At 67.9% G+C, this 20,846-nt stretch carries 17 protein-coding genes and 1 tRNA gene; 9 read left to right on the plus strand and 9 right to left on the minus strand.

From position 1 onward, the window contains the following. Positions 1–229: 229 nt before the first annotated feature. The 5 genes from ACFWPK_RS25920 to ACFWPK_RS25940 all read left to right on the plus strand — a co-directional run bounded on the left by ACFWPK_RS25920 (position 230) and on the right by ACFWPK_RS25940 (position 8,295). On the plus strand, positions 230–2,146 hold the full coding sequence (locus ACFWPK_RS25920) for a protein kinase (RefSeq protein ID WP_378919972.1): 1,917 nt from the start codon (positions 230–232) through the stop codon (positions 2,144–2,146). Positions 2,147–2,226: 80 nt separating this feature from the next. Next, positions 2,227–3,393: a hypothetical protein gene (locus tag ACFWPK_RS25925; protein WP_378919974.1), complete on the plus strand. Its 1,167-nt coding sequence runs from the start codon at positions 2,227–2,229 to the stop codon at positions 3,391–3,393. Next, positions 3,387–5,276 carry a serine/threonine-protein kinase gene (locus ACFWPK_RS25930; RefSeq protein WP_378919976.1) on the plus strand — a complete coding sequence of 630 codons (1,890 nt, stop codon included), beginning with the start codon at positions 3,387–3,389 and terminating at the stop codon, positions 5,274–5,276. Before ACFWPK_RS25925 ends, ACFWPK_RS25930 begins: the two co-directional genes overlap by 7 nt. Then, a complete protein-coding gene (locus ACFWPK_RS25935) occupies positions 5,273–7,189 on the plus strand; it encodes a serine/threonine-protein kinase (protein ID WP_378919978.1) in 1,917 nt (638 codons plus the stop codon). The genes ACFWPK_RS25930 and ACFWPK_RS25935 overlap by 4 nt, the downstream gene beginning before the upstream one ends. Positions 7,190–7,245: 56 nt before the next feature. Next, positions 7,246–8,295 carry a Gfo/Idh/MocA family oxidoreductase gene (locus ACFWPK_RS25940; protein WP_378919980.1) on the plus strand — a complete coding sequence of 350 codons (1,050 nt, stop codon included), beginning with the start codon at positions 7,246–7,248 and terminating at the stop codon, positions 8,293–8,295. Between the two features lie 60 nt (positions 8,296–8,355). On the opposite strand, the gene ACFWPK_RS25945 is transcribed toward ACFWPK_RS25940, so the two are convergent. After that, entirely contained in the window at positions 8,356–9,891 is a 1,536-nt protein-coding gene (locus ACFWPK_RS25945) for a Rieske 2Fe-2S domain-containing protein (RefSeq protein ID WP_378919982.1), read from the minus strand. A 101-nt stretch (positions 9,892–9,992) separates the two neighbouring features. After that, complete coding sequence (locus ACFWPK_RS25950; protein WP_378919984.1) at positions 9,993–10,892, minus strand: hypothetical protein; 900 nt, start codon at positions 10,890–10,892, stop codon at positions 9,993–9,995. 200 nt (positions 10,893–11,092) lie between these two features. On the opposite strand from ACFWPK_RS25950, the gene ACFWPK_RS25955 reads away from it, so the two are divergent. Beyond that, positions 11,093–11,854, plus strand: a complete 762-nt coding sequence (locus ACFWPK_RS25955) for a lysophospholipid acyltransferase family protein (RefSeq protein ID WP_378920125.1) — start codon at positions 11,093–11,095, stop codon at positions 11,852–11,854. A gap of 7 nt (positions 11,855–11,861) precedes the next feature. Here ACFWPK_RS25955 and ACFWPK_RS25960 read toward each other — a convergent pair whose 3' ends face one another. Then, positions 11,862–12,653: a helix-turn-helix domain-containing protein gene (locus ACFWPK_RS25960; protein WP_378919986.1), complete on the minus strand. Its 792-nt coding sequence runs from the start codon at positions 12,651–12,653 to the stop codon at positions 11,862–11,864. Between the two features lie 85 nt (positions 12,654–12,738). On the opposite strand from ACFWPK_RS25960, the gene ACFWPK_RS25965 reads away from it, so the two are divergent. Then, on the plus strand, positions 12,739–13,587 hold the full coding sequence (locus ACFWPK_RS25965) for an NAD(P)H-binding protein (protein ID WP_378919988.1): 849 nt from the start codon (positions 12,739–12,741) through the stop codon (positions 13,585–13,587). 7 nt (positions 13,588–13,594) lie between these two features. Here the strand turns inward: ACFWPK_RS25965 and ACFWPK_RS25970 are convergent, their stop codons facing one another. After that, the gene (locus ACFWPK_RS25970) at positions 13,595–14,017 is read right to left on the minus strand and encodes a hypothetical protein (protein WP_378919990.1); all 423 of its coding nucleotides are present in this window, start codon (positions 14,015–14,017) and stop codon (positions 13,595–13,597) included. 227 nt (positions 14,018–14,244) lie between these two features. On the opposite strand from ACFWPK_RS25970, the gene ACFWPK_RS25975 reads away from it, so the two are divergent. After that, positions 14,245–14,316 (plus strand) — tRNA-Gly (locus ACFWPK_RS25975). A 48-nt stretch (positions 14,317–14,364) separates the two neighbouring features. On the opposite strand, the gene ACFWPK_RS25980 is transcribed toward ACFWPK_RS25975, so the two are convergent. Together ACFWPK_RS25980 and ACFWPK_RS25985 are read right to left on the minus strand one after the other, a co-directional pair. Further along, positions 14,365–15,795, minus strand: a complete 1,431-nt coding sequence (locus ACFWPK_RS25980; protein ID WP_378919992.1) for a lipase maturation factor family protein — start codon at positions 15,793–15,795, stop codon at positions 14,365–14,367. A gap of 62 nt (positions 15,796–15,857) precedes the next feature. After that, positions 15,858–16,514, minus strand: a complete 657-nt coding sequence (locus ACFWPK_RS25985) for a histone deacetylase (protein ID WP_378919994.1) — start codon at positions 16,512–16,514, stop codon at positions 15,858–15,860. A 103-nt stretch (positions 16,515–16,617) separates the two neighbouring features. On the opposite strand from ACFWPK_RS25985, the gene ACFWPK_RS25990 reads away from it, so the two are divergent. Next, positions 16,618–17,250 (plus strand): DUF6636 domain-containing protein, encoded by a 633-nt coding sequence (locus ACFWPK_RS25990; protein ID WP_378919996.1) that lies wholly within the window; start codon positions 16,618–16,620, stop codon positions 17,248–17,250. 58 nt (positions 17,251–17,308) lie between these two features. On the opposite strand, the gene ACFWPK_RS25995 is transcribed toward ACFWPK_RS25990, so the two are convergent. From ACFWPK_RS25995 to ACFWPK_RS26005, 3 genes are all read right to left on the minus strand, one after another. After that, positions 17,309–19,564: a heavy metal translocating P-type ATPase gene (locus ACFWPK_RS25995; protein WP_378919998.1), complete on the minus strand. Its 2,256-nt coding sequence runs from the start codon at positions 19,562–19,564 to the stop codon at positions 17,309–17,311. An 86-nt stretch (positions 19,565–19,650) separates the two neighbouring features. Then, positions 19,651–20,589 (minus strand): hypothetical protein, encoded by a 939-nt coding sequence (locus tag ACFWPK_RS26000; protein ID WP_378920000.1) that lies wholly within the window; start codon positions 20,587–20,589, stop codon positions 19,651–19,653. 20 nt (positions 20,590–20,609) lie between these two features. Then, positions 20,610–20,813, minus strand: a complete 204-nt coding sequence (locus ACFWPK_RS26005; RefSeq protein WP_378920002.1) for a heavy-metal-associated domain-containing protein — start codon at positions 20,811–20,813, stop codon at positions 20,610–20,612. Positions 20,814–20,846 lie beyond the last annotated feature (33 nt).

Here is a 20,846-nt window from a genome sequence, read left to right on the forward strand (position 1 = left end):
TCGGACACAACGATCTCAACAGCAGAAGGCCCACGATTCGACACGCAAACAGGCTAACAATTTATCTGGCTTATTTCAGGCGTGACACACTAGCGCCTCACCACCAACCGGGAGATCGCGCCCACACGTCGCTGTCCGTGTGCGGAGACGTCGACCGGAAGCGGATGCTAGGTTGCTGGCGAACCGGGCGTTCGTCGGATGGGCGTCTCGGGCGCCCGCCGTGGCGGGTATGGACCGGGGGAGTACCGCATTGATCGAGCCGCTGTCGACGAGTGACGCGCCGATGATCGGGCGCTATCGGGTGCACGGTGTGCTCGGCGCGGGCGGGATGGGCCGGGTTGTGCTGGCGACGGGGCCCGACGGGCGGTTCGTCGCGATCAAGCAGATTCATTCGCATCTGCTCGACGATCGTGAGTTCCGGGCCAGGTTCGAGCGCGAGGTCGCCATCTCCGCCCGGGTATCGGGGGCGTTCACGGCCGCAGTGGTCGACTTCGACACTGCCAGCGAAACCCCTTGGCTCGCTTCAGTATTCATTGCGGGTGTGCCGCTGGACAAAGCGGTGCGCGAGCTCGGTCCGCTCCCGGTTCCGGCACTGCGAACCCTGGCCTCCGGAATGGCTTCGGCCCTGCACTCGATCCACAGCACCGGCCTGGTGCACCGAGATCTCAAGCCCGCCAACGTGATTCTGGCCGCCGATGGGCCGCGCGTCATCGACTTCGGAATCGCGCAGGCGGTGGGCATCGGTGCGCAGCTCACCGAAGTGGGTGCCGTGGTCGGCTCGCCCGCGTACATGTCACCGGAACAGGCCAACAGCCAACCGGTGACCTCGGCGAGCGATGTCTTCTCCCTCGGCTCGCTGCTGTGCATGGCCGCCACGGGTAAGGCGCCGTTCGCGGCGTCCTCTGCCCCTTACACCCTGTTCAATATCGTCCACAGCGAACCGCAACTCGACGAGGTCCCCGCACCGCTGCGCGATCTGATCGCGGGCTGTCTGCGCAAGGACCCGAGGGCCAGACCGACACCCGCCCAGATCCTGGACTACCTGGGGGTCCTGCCCGTTCAGTCGCAGCCGTGGCCCGCGCCCGTCCATGCCGAAATCGCGGACCAGACACAGAAACTGGTCGCGCTGACCTCGGACCCCGAGGCGACGCAGATCATTCCGGCGCACACACCCATCGCACCGTCGCCCGTCGCGGTGTCTACCGGGAAGCGCCGGACCGCGCTCCGGCTGGGAATTGTCGCGGCGACCGCGGTGGTACTCGCTGGAGCGCTCACAGCGGTTGTCCTGCGCGGCAACGAGTCCGCGACAACGCCTCAGGACACGCCGCAGGCGCTACCGACCGCGACTCTTCCCGGCCTGGACCAGCTGCGTGGCACCGATGCGTGCACCTGGGTGCCGCAGGCTCTCGGAGAGCGGCTGCCCACCGAGGTCGCCGAGAAGGCATCGCCGGATGTCTCGGCCTGGCGCTGGCAGGCGACGTCGAGTTGGGGATGTGACGGCAACTCGGGTGGCGCGCGCGTCGCCGTCGAGATCGGGGCCGCGCTGAACGGATTCGAATCCGGCAAGCAGGTGGTCAACGGTTACGCGATTGCCCGCCGCGGCGACGACTGCGCGTTCGCCATCGAGGGCGGCGAGCAAGCCGCGCGCTGGGGAATCGTCGTCGACACCTTCTCTCGCGGCGAATGCCGCCTCGCCGACCACGTCCTCGAGCGGCTCACCGCCTCGCTCGACGAACTGCGTCCCGACACCGCCGCGCAGAAATCGCTGTCATCGATAGATCCGTGTGCCCTGGTGGACAATTCGGCCTTCGCTGCCCTCGGCCCCGCCGTCGCGAAATCCGCGCACTCCTGCGAGTGGACGGGTGACTCCACCGTGCGGATCACGTTGTCGCAGCCACGGCGCCGGGCGACCTCCATGGAGGAGAAGGTGATCGATATCGGCGACGGTGTGCTGGTCGAGGATCTCGGCAGCGCGATGCTGGGGTTGAACGAATGCCGCCGGGTGTATCAGTTCCGCAAGGTCGGCGAGACCTTCCGCGAGGATGTCGAAGTGTCCGTCAGCAACCCGAACCAGCGCGAAGGGCAACTCTGCGCGATCGCCGATCCGCTCGTGAAGCAGGCGGTCGGCCGGTTACCCGTGCGGTAGCGGCGCCGAACTCGCAGGTGATAGTTTCACGGCAGAGTTGCGGGAGGGGCCCGGCGTTCGATGCCGCGGTCGGAGGGGAAATGTACGTGCGTAATCGGTTGCGTTGGCTGGCGCCGTTGTTGTCGCTCACCCTGCTCACCGCGGCGTGCGGTGACAACGCCGCACCCGACCACGGTGACTATGCCCTCGAACCGGTGGCGGGCGACTACGACGACGCGCCGAACACGGTGCGCGGAACGCTGGTGGAATCCGTGCGTATCGGGGAGCGGGTGCTGTTCGCCGACCGCGTCGACCCGGAATTGACCGACGGCAACGGCGGCGGGCTGATCGTCGGCGTACGTGGCGTCGACGATCTGCTCTCGGGCGTACAGCGGACCGCGCTCGGGCCGTTCGACGTGCTGGCCGGCTACGGCGCGATCGCGAGCAACGGCCAGTCGGACAACGAATCGAAGCACAAGCTGCTGTCGATCGCGATCCTGTCCCTACCCGACGAGGTCCAGGCGACGGCGGCAGCGCAGGCGATGGCGGCCGCGGATTTCACTGCGAACACCGAGAACGCTCCCCTCCCTCTCCCCGAATATCCTGCCGCACTGTCGCATTGGCGACCCGGTGTGCCGACGGTAGGGAGCTGGCTGGTGTGGAAGAACCTGGTGATCAGGCTGTACGCCAAGATCATCGAACCAAGTCCCGAACTGTTGACCGACCTGCTCACACGGACCTACCGCGCACAGCTGGCCGAGCTGGACACCTTCGTTCCGACGCCCGCCGCCGACGTGCCGAAGCTGAAACTCGACAGCGACAAGTTGCTCACCCGTGTGGTGAAGACCGGCGACTACTGGCCCGACAAGTGGGATTTCATGGTCTACGGCCCTCGTTCCTATGCCCTGTTGCGCGACGATCCGTCGGTCAACCTGGGTGAGTTCGTACAGAGCTCGATCGACGCGATCGCGGTGTCGTACAACAAGTTCCTCTATCGCGCGCGTGACAGCGAAGCCGCGAAGACCTACGCCGACATCGAGGAAAAGCATTCGCTGGCTGCCGATTACACCCCGATGCCGGGTCCGTCGGGGCTTTCGGGTGTTTCCTGCTACCGCGCGGCGCGACCGGACAACAGGTCGGTTCCCGCTCGGCGATTCTCCTGCGTGGTGCGCCACAACGAGTTCGTGGTCCGCCTCTACAGCAACCAGGAAACCGATATTCGACAGCAGGCGGTCGCGCAGCACGCGCTACTGAGCGGGTCGTGGTGAACACGGGAGGCGCGGCGATGAAACCGCTGGGTTCGCAGGATCCCGAACAGCTCGGCCGCTATCGCCTGCTGGCCGTGATCGGCCGGGGTGGCATGGGACAGGTGCTGCTCGGCCAGGCCCAGGATGGCCGGTTGGTCGCGGTGAAGCAGATCCACCGCCAGTTCACCGGCAATCCGGAGTTCCGTGCCAGGTTCCGGCGGGAGGTGCTGGCGTCGCAGCAGGTCACCGGTGCCTATACCGCGGGCGTGGTCGATCACGGCGCGGAATCCGAAACACCTTGGCTGGCTTCGGAATACATCGCGGGTCCCGGCTTGCAGGACATGATCGGCGAGTTCGGCCGACTGAACCTGAACGGGCTGAAACTCCTGGCCACCGGCTTGGCGATGGCGCTGCTCGAGATCCACCGCACCGGCTTGGTGCACCGCGACCTCAAGCCGAGCAACATCCTGCTCACCAACGACGGTCCACGCGTGATCGACTTCGGTATCGCCAGGGCGCTCGAGGACGACATCAACCTCACCGCGACCGGCGCGGTCATCGGTTCGCCCGCGTACATGTCACCCGAGCAGGCCGAATGCCGAACGCTCACACCGGCTTCCGATGTCTTCGCCGTCGGCGCGGTGCTCGCGATGGCGGCAACCGGCGCGAGCCCGTTCGACGCGGCCTCCACCCCCCAGGTCCTCTACAACGTGCTCTACAGCTCCCCGGACACCACCGGAATTCCGGAGCCGATCCGCGCGCTGGTCGGCGCCTGCCTTGCAAAGGACCCGTCGGCCCGACCGACCCCCGAGCAGTTGCTCGACGCGGCGAGCCGGATCGACGCCGAACCCGTCTGGCCGGTCCGGATTCGCAGACGCATCGCCGACTGCCAGGCCGAGGCTGGTCGCTGGGCTGACGGAACCGCTGCTGCCGCAGCGGCGATCGCGCCCGAACAACCGAAACCGAAGTGGGCGCGACTGGTTCCCGCCGCCGCGGCGGTCTCGGCACTGGTGCTGGCCGCCATAGCGTTCTGGGGCGTCGGCGTCGAGGGCAATGCGGTGGCGATGGATGATCCGCCACTGGCGCTGACCAACGACGAATCCCGCCGGCTCGACATCTGCGCGTTGCTCGATCCGTCTGTGCTCGGTGAACTGGGCACGCCGACAGGTGAATTCGTACCGAGCAGCTCTGGCGGTTGCACCCTTGCATATCGCGATCAGGCCGGTCGCAAGATGTCTTTCGGCCTGGAGACCAGCGACAGTCTCGCCGATGTCCGCGATGACCAACAGCCGATGGGTAGCACCATCAATTGGATGCCGGTGCTCGGACGCTACAAAGAGTCCGCCTCCTGTGACCGCACGGTGGTGACGCAGAGCGGTTTGCCGATGGTGCTGAAGATGAGTGCGAGCACCTTTCCGCCTGCGGGCGACCTCTGCCCGCAGTCCGAACGCGCACTCGCGGCGGTGGTCCGGCGACTGTCGGTCAATCCACCGCTGCGGACCTACCCGCAGGGCTCGCTGCTGCCGCTCGACCCGTGTTCGCTGATCGACCTCGCGGCGACTCGTTCGTCGGTGGGTGACCTGGTGCGCTCATCGACTCCCCACGGCTGCGCGTTGTCCGGTGCCAACGGCTACTTCTCGGTCGACGTCGCCGAGAGCATCCGGCCGGACAGTGTCACGGGCGGAAGGGTCCGGCCGACACGCGCGATCGGGGAGCACACGGTCTACCTCGACGGCAGTGGTCCCACATACTGCACTTTCATCTTCATGGTGATGCCGACCAAGGACGATCAAGCCGAGCAACTGCGGGCCTCGTACTACCCGAACACCCCGCAGGCCGATGGTAACTGCGAGACCGTCGCCGATCTGTTCGAACCCGTACTCGAGAAGTTGCCCCCGTCATGACGATCCATCCACCCGGTCCCAGCGACCCACCCACCATCGGCCGCTATCGAGTGCTCGGCACACTCGAGTCCGCGGCCGGATTCCGGTCCGTGCTCGCCACCGGCCCCGATGACTCGCTGGTCGTCGTGCGACAGGCGCTACCGGAACTTCTCGACGAGCCCGAGTTCCGGATCAGGATGCGGCACAGCGCGATTGCCGCCATGCGTGTCTCCGGATCCGCCAACACCACGGTGATCGACGTCGACGCTGACGCTGAGAAGCCTTGGTTGGCATCGGCATTCGTGCCGGGCATCCGCCTCGACACCGCCGTAGCCGAACACGGGCCACTGCCTGTGCCCGCCGTTCGCGCCCTGGCCGCCGCCCTCGCCTCGGCGCTGCGGATCGTGCATGCCGCGGGCCTCGTGCATCGAGGCATCCGGGCCGACACGGTGCTGTTGGCAAGGGACAGTGGTCGTCTCGGTGAAGTCGGTATCTCCCCGGCCGTCGGCACCGCCACCGCGACGGCCATGGGCACGCCGGATTTCCTGTCACCGGAACAGTCGCTCGGGTATGAGCTGACGCCGGCTTCGGACGTGTTCTCCCTCGGTTCCGTGCTCGCTTTCGCCGCCTCCGGCGTCGCACCGTTCGCCGCGCCATCGGTGCCGTACACGCTGTTCAACATCGCCCAGCGCGAACCCGATCTGAGCCGGGTGCCGGAGCCGCTGTTCGAGATGCTGGCCGCGTGCCTGCGCAAGGATCCGGCAGCCCGCCCCACTCCAGGGCAGATCCTCGACTATCTGGGTGCCCAGCCGAGCGGTCCGCCACCGTGGCCCGCCCCCGTACTCGATGATATCGGGCGCCAGCAGCACGAGATCTCGGCGCTGCTGGCCGCCCTGCCCGCGATCACCGCGCCGGAACCCGCACCTGGACGACCCTTTTCGGTGGTCATGGTCGAAACGGGTCGTGCGAGCGTCGAATACGGCAGGCGTGTACTGGAATCCGTGCGACTTCGTTGGAGTGCGGCGAGTCCGAGGGCTCGGAGCGGCCTGGCAGGTGGCCTGGCAGCACTGCTCGTGGCGCTCGTCGGGATCACCTACTTCGCGACACGCGAAGAAAGCGAGCCGGGGCCGGTGACCGGGCTGACCCTGGCGCAGTTGCGGCAGGTCGATGCCTGCCCCTGGCTGGCCTCGGCCCTCGGCGACTCGGTGCCGGTCGCGCCGACACCACTGGCCGCGGATACCTGGGAGCTGAGTCCGTCCCCGAGCTGGGGGTGTACCGCCAGTTCCAACCGCTATGCCTTCTACCTGTATACGGGGAAGGAGGACGAATACCTGACACCCAATAAGACAGTGGTAGAAGGGGTTCCTATCATCGACGGCAGCACCGCAGCCTGCACGCGGGCCATCGCGAGCCCAGGCGTCGAGTACGAATCCGGCATCGTCATCGTCCTCAACAATCCGTCCGGGGTGAAGGAATGCGCGGGTCTCGACTACATCGCGGCCAATCTCGCCCGTTCACTGACGACCGCGCCGCGCGCCGAGGGCCGGGAGTTCTCGCTTGCCCTGCTGGAACCGTGCGCGCTGCTCGACCGCGACGCCGTCGCCGAGAAGATCGGCGTCCTGCCAGCAGAGCCCACGATCGCCGACGCGCACACCTGCCGGTGGGACGGGCGCGTGCGAGTCACCCTCGAGCTTGTCAGCACCAGTACGAGCACTACGGGCAAGGACCTGGAGATCGTCACGGTCGACGGCGTTCAGATTCATCTCGGCAAGGGCGGTTCGAAGGCCATCTGCTCCCGCGCCTTCCTGATGCCGGATGCCGGGAAGGAGACCATCGAGGTCTCGGTACACGGAACCGAGGAAATCCGCGACGAGATCTGCGCGATCGCCTCGTCCCTCCTACGACAGGCGGTCGGGAAACTGCCCGAGCGCTGAGTCGGGCCCGGCTACGGTGAATACGCGATTCCGCAGACCACCACGAAAGGGCAGCCATGGACCAGCTCGGAGTAGCGGTAGTCGGATACGGCCTGGCCGGGTCGGTGTTCCATGCGCCGCTCATCGCCGCCGATCCGCGAATGCGGGTAGCCGCCGTGGTGACTTCGTCAGCGGAGCGGGCCGCGCAGGCTCAAGCCGAGCATCCCGGGGTGCGGGTGTGGGGGTCGGCGCAGGAGCTGTTCGTCGAGGACGAGGATGTCGATCTCGCGGTGATCGCCACCCCGAATCGCTCGCACGCGCCGCTGGCGTTGCAGGCGCTGGCCGCCGGGTTGCCGGTGGTGGTGGACAAGCCGTTCGCGGTGACGGCGGCCGATGCCGAGGAAGTGGTCGACGCGGCCGAGCGGGCCGAGCTGCCGCTGAGCGTGTTTCAGAATCGCCGCTGGGACAACGACTTTTTGACCGTGCGTGCGCTGATGGATGCCGGTGAGCTGGGTGAGGTCCGCCGGTTCGAGTCCAGGTTCGAACGGTGGCGGCCGGTTCCCAAGGGCGGCTGGCGCGAGGTCGGCGAAGCCGAGGACGGTGCGGGCATCCTGTTCGATCTCGGCAGTCACCTGGTGGACCAGGCGCTGACATTGTTCGGCCCGGTCACCGAGGTCTACGCCGAACTCGACCGCCGCCGCCCGGAGGTCAAAGCCGACGACGACGCCTTCATCGCCCTCACCCACGCCAACGGCACCCGGTCCCAATTGTGGATGAGTGCCGTTGCGCCGCAACTGGGTCCGCGCATGCGCGTGCTCGGATCCGCCAACGGCTACACCGTCTCCGGCCTCGACCCCCAGGAAGACGACCTCCGCGCAGGCCGCCGCCCTGACGACGGAAAACCCTGGGGCACAGTCACACCCGACAGATGGGGAACCCTCGGCGCAGGCGAGGACCTACGCACCACCCCCACGCTCCCCGGCGACTACCCAGCCTTCTACGCCGGCATGGCCGCAGCCCTCCTCGACGGCGCCCCGGTCCCCGTCGACCCCCGCGACGCCGTCGAAACCCTGCGCATCCTCGAATACGCCCGCCACGTAGCAGAACCCGCCGATCTCACTTCCTGATACCGGGCGCGACAGCAAAACGGGCGGAGCGAATAGCGCCCCGCCCGTTCGAAGTTCGGCTCAGAGTTTGCGCGAGCGCAGCTCGTGGCCCTTGGACGTCTTGCAGCGGCCCGATTCCAGGTCCCACTGCCAGCCGTGCAGGTTACAGGTGAGGTTGTTGCCTTCCACCACACCGAATTTGGAGAGGTCGGCCTTGAGGTGGGGGCAGCGGCGCTGGACTTCCCAACCGTCGAGTTCGGTGACGGCGGAGTCGTCGTGTGCCTCGGAGAACCAGCCGTCGGCGTAGGCGATCCGCTCGTCGGTGAGGCACTTGAAGAAGGTGTAGAGGAACTCGTTGTAGCCGCCGATGCGCCACGCCTGGAAGCGGGTGGACAGGAAGATCGTGTTCACCCAGTCCGGCTCGTCGTCACGCAGCACCGTGCGCACCAGTTCCGGGGCGATCCGGAAGCCGTAGCGGTAGCGGCCTTCGCCTTCCAGCGGCGCGCGCACGGTGCGGTGCGGGAAGTCGAGAACGATGGTCTCCTCGCCGATCACCAGGCCCACCGGGTAGCCGATGCCGTCGCTGATCAGCGCGCTCTGCTTCATGATCGGTTCGAACAGCTCGCGCAGCGGCTCGAGCAGCGAACCCTCGCCGGTCTCCCACGACGCCTTCTCCGCGGCGAGCACCGGCGCGAAACGCTGCGCCATCTCCTCGATGTACGCGGCCTTGTCGCCGTAGATCCGATCCGGGTCGAACGGGTGCGCGAGGTCGAGCTCCTTGCCACGCACATCGGCGACCGAACCGGGGATCATCAGGATCCCGCCCTCGTTGCCGTGAATGTTCATCTGGTCGAGGAACACCACCTGATCAGGGAAGATGTTGCCTTCGTCGCCGCGATCGTCGTTGAGATAGCGCAGCTCGGAGTCGAGGAACACCGGCGGACCGGCCGAGGGCACCACCCAGGTAGCGCCGACCTGCTCGATGTAGGAGCGCGCGCGATCCATCCCGCGCTGACGCTTCTGCTTGCCGAAGTTGGCCTTGGTCCGCGCCGGGATGTCGTACACCGCCGGGTACCAGATCGCGCCCGAGTACTGCAGCAGGTGGATGTCGATATCGCCGAACGCGTCGTGGATGACGTCCATATCCACCGGCCGGGCGTCGTTCATGTTGAAACAGGTGGTCTCACCGTCGGAGATGAGAATGCCGGAGTCACCGATCGGACCGTCGGCGGGCGCGCGCAACGCCACGATCATGATGTCGACGGACCCCTTGGGCCCGGTGATCGTGTGCTTGACCGAGTCCTCGGTCTCGAAGAACTTGGTGAACCCCAGCGCCTCGAGCTCACGGCGCAGGTCGAGCACCGGGTAGTCGGGCAGCAGGATCGTCGCGTCCTTGTTGACGTACTTCGCCAGGTGCGCGGCGTCGAAGTGATCGCGGTGCAGGTGCGAGACGTACAGGTAGTCGACATCGCCGAGCGCCTCCCAGTCGAGCTGGGAGTTGTCCGGGAACGGAAACCACGACGCGAAGTACGCGGGGTTGACCCACGGATCGCACAGGATCGTCCCGGCCTCGGTTCGGATATGGAAGCCGGCATGTCCGACGCTGGTGATCTGCACGAGCTGTTTCCTCCTACCAGGATCTGATTCGCCGGATCAATGGCGAGCTACCGCCTCAGGCCCCCTGACTGCTTCGGCGTACCAGCCAACCAGGGTAGTGGCTAAATCGTTACGTCACCGATGCAATAGCCCTCAGCGGTCGCGACAACCGTGAAAGTGCGCGTCCGCGTGCCCCCCGGTGAGGTGGTCACAGGGACGTGAACTGCCAGGTAGTCGCCACGAACCTGGTCGGATCGTAGCTCCTCGCCGGTGTAGGAGGTGACATTGCCTACTTTGCCCGAGTCGCCTGTCAAGGGGGCTGCTACCGGGTTGCCGGTGCCCTCTGGATCCCAGGTGGCGGGCGAGGCCTTGCAGGTCAGTGGATGGTCTGCTTCGATGTCGGCCGCGTTGAGAGGTTTGCCGGTGGCGCGCGCGAGGTAGCGGCGGACGGTGTGGCGCGCGTCGGCGTCGTCGTAACCGGGCTCGACGCCCACCGCGGACACCCGGCCGCAGGCATATCCGGACGCGACGGATTCACGGTCGACGGTGACGGTGACGGTTCGGCTACGCCAGGTCACGGTGTCGGCGGTCGCGGTGCCCGGTCCGGTGAGGGCGGCCAGCACCGACTGCGGGTCGGCGTACATCTCGGCGACGGTGCCCGGCGGGATGGTCCAGCAGTTGTCCTGGAGTTCTTCGATCGTGCCGGTTCGCAGGTCGGCGGCCCAGCGGCGCACGGCGGTGACGGCGTCGGCGTGACCCGCGACCGCGCCGACCTGTGGCGCGTCGGCGGGCAGCGGGCTGTTCGGCGCCGGTTCGCCCGGTGCGATGGCCTGGGCCGCCGTAGTCGTCGGCGCGGCCGTCGTGGTCGGCGCGGCGGTGGTTGCCTCGACCGGATCTCCCGGGATGCCCGACACCGAGTCGCACCCGGTGACCAGGGCCGCGGTGACGGTGAGTCCGGCGACCAGCGCGTAGGCGCGGTGCGGACGAGCCGCGGCGATCGGGGGCAACTGAGCGCGTTCCACTTCGACGTTCCTCAATTCCTAGGTCGTGGCACCCGCGTGCGATGCGGGCGGTGACTGTCGGGGCGAGCGGACTCGCCGGGTGTAGACCGGTGTGCGCGAAGCGGATTGGCTGCGCGGGTGAACGCCGCGATTCTACGGTGACCGCGCCCACCGAACGCACCCCTGCCGATGGGGAGATCTACGACTACGCTTGCGTACTTGTGGAACCCCTCTACTTCTCGATCATCGGCGTGGCCCGAACCCTGTTCTTCCTCGAAGGTCTGAAGTTCACCGTCAAGGGCGCGGAGAACATCCCCGCCACCGGCGGTGCTGTGCTGGCGGTAAACCACACCGGCTACATGGACTTCACCTACGCGGGTCTGCCCGTTCGCACCCCTCGTCGCTACATCAGGTTCATGGCCAAGCAGGAGGTGTTCGACAACAGCATCTCCGGCCCGATCATGCGCACCCTCAAGCACATCCCGGTCGACCGCACCGCGGGCGCCGACTCCTACCAGTCGGCGGTGCAGTACCTGCGCGACGGCGAGCTCGTCGGCGTCTACCCCGAGGCCACGATCAGCCGCAGCTTCGAGATCAAGGAATTCAAGTCCGGCGCGGCCCGCATGGCGCTGGAAGCCGGCGTCCCGATCATCCCGATCACCATCTGGGGCGCTCAGCGGGTCTGGACCAAGGGCTTCCCCAAGCGCCTCGGCCGCACCAACACCCCCATCTCCATCGCCGTCGGCACCCCCATCCAGCCCTACGAGCCCGCCGCCGACCTCACCGCACAGCTCCGCTCCACCATGCAGGAAATGCTGGCCGACCTCCAGGAATCCTACGAACACGAGCCCGGCGCCTACTGGGTCCCGAAACGACTCGGTGGCGGTGCCCCGTCCCTCGAAGAGGCGACCGCCCTCGACGACGCCGAAGCCGCCGAACGGATCGCCCGCAAGGCCGAGAAGACGCAGGACACCGAGGGCTGACTCCGACTCAGCGTGGCAGTCGGCAGCTGGTCGGCGCCGGGAGCTTGCCGCGCAGGTAGGCGGCGGGTGGGACACCCATGAGGGTGCGGAAGTCGGCGGTGAGGTGGGATTGGTCGTAGTAGCCGGTGTTCGCGGCCAGGTGTGACCATGGGCTGTTGCCCGCGTAAGCGAGGACGCGGCGCAGGCGTTGGATGCGGGCGAAATGCTTGGGGGACAGGCCGATTCCCACGGTGAACAGGTTGCGTAGCTGGCGTTCGCTGACGGCGAGGCGAGCGGTGAGTTCGGGCAGTGCTGGGGCGTTGTCGGCGGTGAGCGCCGAGATCGCTTCGCGCAGCACGATCCGGTGCGCGCGATCGGTGTCGGTCTCGGAAAGGCGCTGCGGCAGTTCGTCGTCCAAGTAGCCGATCGCCTGTTCGACGGGGAGACGGGTGAGCTCGGGTGCGAAAGTGCCCAGTGGGCCGGGTAATTCGTCGAGGCGGACCACGCGGTCGGTGAGTTCGCCCGCGGTGATGCCGAGGAGTTGGCGTGTCACACCGGGTTCCAGCCGCAGGCGCACGCATCCGGCGGGCTCGTCGGGCCGCGAATAGGACGCCTTGGTCTGCGCGCCGACGACGAATGCCGTACTCCTGCCCGATTGTTCGGTGCGCAGCACCACCGTGGTCGTCGCCATGGGTGGGTGCGCGAACGGCTGAGCGAGATCGTCGAACACCGGCGTGCTGGTGAGCTCGGTGAGCCATGGGCGCAACGATTCCGGCGTCGTCATGGGGGTCTCGAGCTGCGCCGAGGTGAGGTACCGCACCGGATCAACAGTAGGCGTCGCGGGCCGCGATGTCCGTGCCGATTTCTCCTATATTCGCAGGCAGCGCGCAGACCATGCTCTTTGCATGATCCTGATCACCGGTGCGACAGGCACCATCGGAAGCGACATCGTTCGACAGCTGGTAGCCGAGGGCGTCGCCGTCCGCGCGGCCACCCGCGACCCGCGGCAGGCCGGGTTTGCGGCCGGGGTGGAGGTGGTCCGGGTGGACTACCGTGACCCGGCCACTTTCGGACCCGCGATGGCGGGGATCGAGGCCGCGTTCCTCGTCGGCATCCCCGGCCCGGACGACACCGGCACCGACGCCGCGTTGGTCGCTGCCGCGCGGGAAGCGGGGGTGCGCCGCGTGGTGAAGCTGTCCGCCGTCGGTACCGGCGACCCACGTCTCGGCGTGCCGGGTTCCTGGCATGTGCCGGGTGAACAGGCCGTGCGAGACTCGGGCCTGGAGTGGACGATCTTGCGCCCCAACACTTTCGCCTCGAACACGTTCAGCTGGATCGAACCGCTCAGCAGCGGCCACCCTGTTCCGAACCTCACCGGTGACGGCAGGCAGGCCGTGGTCGACCCGCGCGATGTCTCAGCGGTCGCCGTGGCGGCACTGCGCTCGAACGACCACCACGGCCGCACCTACACCCTCACCGGCCCCGACTTGCAGACCGGCCGCGACCAGGCCGCCGTCCTCGCCGAGATCATCGACCGCCCGATCGCCGTCACCGACATCGCCGAAGCCGACGCCCGCACCTTCATGGTCGCCGCGGGCCTGCCGCCCGCCTTCGTCGACGGCTCACTGACCGGCCAAGCCTTCATCCGCGGCGGCCACAACGAACTGATCACCCACGACATCGAACGCGTCCTCGGCCGCCCACCCCGCAGCTACGCCACCTGGGCCGCCGACCACCGCGCCGCCTTCGCCTGAAGTCGGCTCAGTTCATGGTCAGAACCCACGACCCGTTGCAACCCATGCGGGTATTCATGTTGCCGTCGTAGACCCAGTTGAACCTGATCGGCGGGTTCGTCCGCACGTTCCAATTCCCGGACGGCGAGGTCACCACCTTGCCGTTGCGCGTCAGCACACCGACCTGGTCGTGCTTGAACTGCCACTTTCCACCGCTGGTCGGGTAGTTCAACCGCACCGTCACCCGCTTGCCCGTGTGGTTCTGCACCACCAGGCACGACCTCGGTTCGGCCCGGTTGACCGCGTACTCCCCGAACCCGTCGTCCTCCACGTTCTCCCCGCTGTCGGTGAACTCCACCGGATCGGTGAAGTCGGCATGCGCGGGCCCGGCCCCCAGAACGGTCACCGCCGTCACCGCAATGCCCGCCGCGATCATCCCCAGAGTCTTCACGTAGTTCCTCCCGTAATCCCCGCGGCTGCTACCGCCTGTGAAAAACTCTCTCCCGCAACCACTTACACAACCTTGTCGTGCGCTTAACGACGCTCGCCGACCGCGCGTCTCACCGTGGTCGCGGCTCGTCGGTGAGCCCGGATTTCGTAGTTCGGGAGTTTCGCGCTAGAGTTCCTACTCGCACGACGAAGTCACCGGCGCCTCGCCGGATCGGCCTCGGAAGGCACGCGGATGTGGCGCAGTGGTAGCGCATCACCTTGCCAAGGTGAGGGTCGCGAGTTCGAATCTCGTCATCCGCTCAACGAAAAGCTCGGCCGACACTCTGTCGCGCCGGGCTTTTCTCGTTGTCAGCGACGTTTGACCTGTTCGCGCGTCAGCGGCGGCAGGAATTCGCCGACAAGGGTGCGGCGCCACCATATTCGCTCGTGGAACAGCTCGTGGGGCGTGCTGAAGTGGTATTCGTACAGGCGGGCGCGCAGGTAGTGCGGCGGTGTGTCGGGAAACGGGCAGTGCCGCAGCAGGCGCAGCGTGTCGGGGTCGTTGCGGAGCAGGCGCGCGAACAGCGGAAGTGCCCACCCCCGCGCGTAGGAAGGCGACAGCGCCGCGAACCACATCAGCCAGTCCAGCCGCAGGTGGTAGGGGGCCCACTGGCGTGGGCGGTACCGGGGGTCGCCCGGTTTGCCCTTGAACTCGTATTCGCGCCAGGTGGTGTCGCCGGTGAGGTGGGTGTCGTCGGTGCCCTCGATCACGATCTCCTGCCGGACCCGGGTGATACTGCCGAAAGCGCCGTAGGTGTTGACCAGGTGCAGCGGGTCGAACGAGGCATTCATCGCCTGACGTGACGAGAGCAGGTTGGTGAGCGGCCCGAAGCTCAGCACGGTGACCAGCGCGATGTAGGCGAGCACCGCCCCGATGAACCACACCGGTGGCGCGGACACCGGCGGTGCGGCGGGCAGCACCGCGTAGGTCCTGGTGTCGATAGCGGTGGTGGCGAGCAACAGCGTCACCCAGTTCAACCAGGCGAAATTCCCGGAGAACACCAGCCACAGCTGGGTGGCGATGATGATGCAGGCGGCCACGCTCGCCACCGGCTGCGGCGTGAACAGGCCGAACGGAACGACGAGCTGAGCGAAATGGTTGGCGGCGACCTCCGCCCGGTGCAGTGGCCGGGGCAGATGGTGGAAGAACCAGCTCAGCGGGCCGGGCATCGGCTGGGTCTCGTGGTGGTAGTACAGGCAGGTCAGGTCACGCCAGCACCGATCGCCGCGCATCTTGATCAGCCCGGCCCCGAACTCCACCCGGAACAGCAGCCAGCGCGCGGCGAACAGCACCAGCAGCGGCGGCGCGACGGTGTCGTTGCCGAGGAAGATCGCCAGAAATCCCGCCTCGAGCAGCAGCGATTCCCAGCCGAAGGAGTACCACGTCTGTCCGACATTGACGATCGACAGATACAACACCCACAGCACCAACCACAGCAGCATCGACGCCCACAGCGGCACCAGATCCGCGGCCCCCAGCGCGATGGCCACCGCCAGCACCGCCCCCGACCAGGCCAGGACGGCGTAGAACCGATCGGAGTAGTGCAGGTGGAACAGGCTCGGTGACCGGCGGAACGGGGTCCGGGCCAGGTAGCGCGGTACGGGCAGCATCCCCCGCTCGCCGAGCAGCGCGCGGAATTGCAGCGCGGCGGTGAGGAACGCGAGCGCGTAGACCACCGCCAGGCCACGCTGGAAGATCAGCCTGCCCTGCCAGTACTCCGGTGCCGTGAACCACTCCATGCCTGTGCTCCTGGTGGTCGACGCCCCGCAACGAAGGGGTACCCGCGATCGTCCGGCGAAATCTAGGGTGGCTCGAGTCCGGTGCCACCGAGCAGCGCGCCACGCAGATCGGCCTCGTTCCAGTGTCCGGCGATCCCGGGCCGCACACGCAGGTACTCGACGACGCGATCTGGATCCCAGCCGTGTGATTCGCGCAGCCCGGCACCGATCATCGTCAGGTATCGCGCTGAGGGACGTTGCAGGACAACGGTTTCCGGATCCCATGGCGAGGTGAAGGTGAAGACGGGAATCCCGTCGTGTGTACCCGCGTGCACCACCGTCTCGTACCGCCCCGGCCCGAGCCGCACCGAACCGTCGGCGAGTACCGGCGCCGGATCGAAGTCGGTCGCCGGTACTCGATACATCTCCTGAGCCAGCAGATCACCGAACTGACCGACGGTCAGCAGATACCCCCGCGCTGCCGCACCGACCGGCCAGCCCGCCGCCGGACGCGCGGCATAGAACCCGACCCCACCCGTCCAGACCGGGCTCTGCCAGGCGAAATACAGGCTCCCCGGCAGGGTGAGGGCGGCGACGGCGGCCGGTGCGGCCGGGTCACGGAACCCCGGATAGGTGTGGTCGGTTCCGGGCGGGGTGCCGCCCTCGCGGTAGTAGGCGAACCGCCGCGCGTGCATGTTGGAGCCGTACGCGGCGTACCAGACGTACTGAGCTGTGGTCACGGGCTCACCTCGGGTGGGTCACGGTTCATGAGCGCGGGAAACGATATCGCTCGTGCTCGCGATTGTGATTCGACGGTCGGGTGGATACGGAGGGGACGAACTCATGAGATCAGCGATCATGGTGGCCGCGCTGGTGGCGCTCGCGGGAGGACTCGCGGCGTGTGACAGCTCCGAAAGCCCGGCCTCGAGCGGCCCGACCCAGGCGGGCGGGACATCAGTACGTCAGAGCGGCGCGCCGGGCGACGAACCAACGGTCGTGCCCGGCCTCGACACTACGGACCCGACGCCCGCTCCCGGCCCCAGCCCGACCGGTCTGCCGTCTCGCGACGACGCCACCGTCGACGCCCGCGACTATCAGCAGCGCGACAGCTTCTACTTCCAGTCACCCACCGGCAACATCATGTGCGGAATCGTCAGCGCGACCACACTCGGCGTCGGTTGCCAGCTGGGCCACGCGAATGTCATCCCGCCCCAGCTGCCCGACTGCACCGATGCCCCCGATCGCAAGGTCGCCGTGCACGTCTACGGCGGCAAAGCTGAGTTCCTGTGCACCAGCCAGGGCATCTTCGTCGGCGAACCGGTCGACGGCACGCGCAAGGGTGGCGGCAAGATCCTGAACTACGGCGACACCATCATCGCCCTCGGCGCCGCCTGCACCTCCACCCCCCAGGGCATGCGCTGTGATGCGGGCGGACACGGCTTCCTGATCTCCGCCGACAGTCAGACCATCTTCTGAGAACGACGAGAAAGGCGGGACGGCCAGATATCCGGCCGCCCCGCCTTTCTCGTGGGAACTACTGCGCCGTCGACTTGAACCGGCGCAGCCGCAGACTGTTGCTCACCACGAAGACCGAGCTGAACGCCATGGCGGCGCCGGCGAGCATCGGGTTGAGCAGGCCTGCCATGGCCAGCGGGATGGCGGCCACGTTGTAGGCGAAGGCCCAGAACAGGTTGCCCTTGATCGTGGCCAGGGTGCGCCGCGACAGGCGGATCGCGTCGGCGGCGGCGCGGAGGTCGCCGCGGACGAGGGTGAGGTCGCTGGCCTCGATGGCGACATCGGTGCCGGTGCCCATGGACAGGCCGAGGTCGGCCTGGGCCAGGGCGGCCGCGTCGTTGACGCCGTCACCGACCATGGCGACCACCTTGCCCTCGGCCTGCAGCCGCTTGACGGTGTCGACCTTGTCCTGCGGCAGCACCTCGGCGATGACCTCGTCGATGCCGACCTCGTCGCCGATGGTGCGGGCCGCGCGGGCATTGTCACCGGTGAGCAGAATCGGGGTCAGACCGAGCTCGCGGAACTGGGCGATGGCCTGCGCCGAGGTGGGTTTCACCGCGTCTGCGACCACGAGCACGCCGCGCGCCTTGCCGTCCCAGCCGATGGCCACCGCGGTCTTACCCGCCGATTCCGCTTCCGCCATAGCGGTTTCCAGCTTCTCGTCGAGCGGCTGTGACCAGTCGGCCAGCAGCCGCGCCCGGCCGACGATCACCGCGTGCCCGTCGACCACGCCCTGCACGCCGAGGCCCTCGGCATTCGCGAAACCCTCCACCGGCAGCAGCGTGCCGGACTTGTCCCGCGCACCCTTGGCGATCGCCTGCGCGATCGGGTGCTCCGACGAATCCTCCAGCGCACCAGCGAGTTCCAGCACCTGAGTGTCCAGTTCACCCTCGGCGGGGATCACCTCGAGCAGGGTCATCTTGCCGGTGGTGACGGTGCCGGTCTTGTCCAGCACGATGGTGTCGACCTTGCGGGTCGACTCCAGCACCTCGGGGCCCTTGATCAGGATGCCGAGCTGCGCGCCGCGTCCGGTACCGACCATCAGCGCGGTCGGGGTGGCGAGGCCGAGGGCGCAGGGGCAGGCGATGATCAGCACCGCCACGCCCGCGGTGAAGGCCGCGGCGATGGAACCGCCTGTGCCGAGCCAGAATCCGAGTGTGGCGACGGCGAGCGCGATGACGATCGGGACGAAGATGCCGGAGATCTTGTCGGCCAGCCGCTGCGCCTGCGCCTTGCCGGTCTGCGCGTCTTCGACCAGCTGTGCCATCTGGGCGAGCTGGGTGTCGGCGCCGATCCTGGTGGCGCGCACCACGAGCCGGCCGCCGACGTTCACGGTGGCACCGGTGACCGCGTCGTCGACGCCGACCTCCACCGGCACCGACTCACCGGTCAGCATGGACGCGTCGACCGCCGACGTGCCCTCGGTGATCACACCGTCGGTGGCGATCTTCTCGCCCGGCCGCACGATGAACTCGTCACCGACGACCAACTGCTCCACCGGAATCCGGGTCTCGACTCCGTCGCGGACCACCGCGACTTCCTTGGCGCCCAGCTCGAGCAGCGCCCGCAAGGCCGCGCCTGCCCGCCGCTTCGACCGTGCCTCGAAATACCGCCCGGCCAGGATGAACGTGGTCACGCCCGCCGCGGCTTCGAGGTAGATGCTGCCCGTGCCGTCCATCCGCGCGATGGTGAATTCGAACGGGTGCTTCATCCCCGGCGTGCCCGCCGTGCCCCAGAACAGCGCGAACAGCGACCACCCGAACGCGGCGAGGGTGCCCATCGACACCAGCGTGTCCATGGTGGCCGTGCCGTGCTTCAGGTTCGTCCACGCCGCCTTGTGGAACGGCAGCGCCCCCCAGATCACCACCGGTGCCGCGAGGGTCAGCGAGAGCCACTGCCAGTTGGTGAACTGCAGCGCCGGGATCATCGCCATCGCGATCACCGGAACGGTGAGCACCAGCGATACCAGCAGACGGGTGCGCAGCGAGGCTGTGGGGTCGGCCTCGGCGGGGGCGTCCTCGGCTGGCTCGGCCTGCTTCGGCGCGGGCAGTGCCGCGGTGTAGCCGGCCTGCTCGACGGTGGCGATCAGTTCCTCGGGGGAGACGTCACCGGTGAAGTCGACGCGCGCCTTCTCGGTGGCGTAGTTGACCGTGGCGGTGACCCCGTCGAGCTTGTTGAGCTTCTTCTCGATCCGGTTCGCGCAGGATGCGCAGGTCATGCCACCGATCACCAGTTCTACCTGGCCGGTGCCCGGTGGGTGTGTCACGGTGGTCATGGGGTGCTCCTTCGTTCCTGATAGCAATTCTTGCTGAGAGATCGCGGGTGGGACAGGCCGGTCCGGGGACAGTGTCCCGGCGCTGGTCAGTGGCCGTGGCCGGGTGTGCCGTGGTCGGCGGGTGCGCTGGTCGGGGCGGGGTTGCTCGCGCCGGTGGCGTTCGGCGTGGCGACCCGCACCGTGAACTCGGCCGTGCGCACCACGCCCTGGTGCTGGAAGTCGAGGAACAGGCGGTAGTCGCCCGCGCTCGGTGCGTTCACCACGAAGTCGATGCCGGGCCCGGCGGGGGTTACCCCGTCGCCGGGTGTGCCTTCGGGGTGAACGTGCAGGTAGGCGAGGTCGGCGGCCCGGAGTGCGACCAGGTGACCGTAGGCGCCGAGGTAGGGCTGGAGGTCGTTGACCGGGGTGCCGTTGCGGCTGACCGAGAGCGTCACCTTCGACGCCGTACCCGGGGTGACCGTGCCGTTCAGCGCGACCGTGTACTCGCCGACCTGCGCGGTGGCGGCCGGGGCGGGCAGGGCCTGCACGTCGTAGTTGCCGGCCACGCGCAGATCCGCGCCGAGCGTCAGGTTCGACCCGCCCGCCGGGGTGAAGTCGGCGAAGACCCGGTAGTCACCGGCCCGGCTCAGGTTCAGCGGGACGGTCCAGGTACCGGCCGGATCGAGCACCGGATGCACGTGCTGGAACCCGGCCATGTCGCGCCGGACCACGATCAGGTGCAGGTCCTTGTCGTGGCTGGCCTGGTATTTCGTGACCGGGGCGCCGGTGGCGTCGAGGATGCGGAAGGCGATCTGCGATTGCGCCGCCGTGGTGGTGTTCGTCTTGTCCAGCGCCAGTGTGTAGCCCTGATCGGTGACCAGGAGGCCGCCGGGCAGTTCGGCGGACGGTGCCGCCGCGGTCGAGTGCTCGCCGTGCCCGGCCGGTTCGGAAGGTTCCGGACCGACCAGGGCGCCCGCGGCCAGAGCGATCCCGAAGACCGCCGCGAGGCCGAGGGTGAATCCGGCGAACTTGCCTGTTGCGTTCATCGGGAATGCTCCGATCCGGTTCAGTCTGCGAGTTGGAAGCCGGCCGCGGTGACGGCGTCGGCGAGGGCGGTGCGTTCTGGTGTGGTTCCCGCGATGGCCACCGTGCCCGCGGCCAGGTCGACATCGACGCCGGTGACGCCGGGCAGGGCGCCGACCTTGTCGCGGACCTTGTTGACGCAGCAGCCGCAGGTCATGCCGTTGACGGTGACAGTGGTGGTGCTCATGGAACTCTCCTCGTTTCGCTCTTGATCATTACC

Origin of the sequence: Nocardia sp. NPDC058519, from assembly GCF_042719755.1 — a bacterium.
GTDB lineage: Bacteria > Actinomycetota > Actinomycetes > Mycobacteriales > Mycobacteriaceae > Nocardia.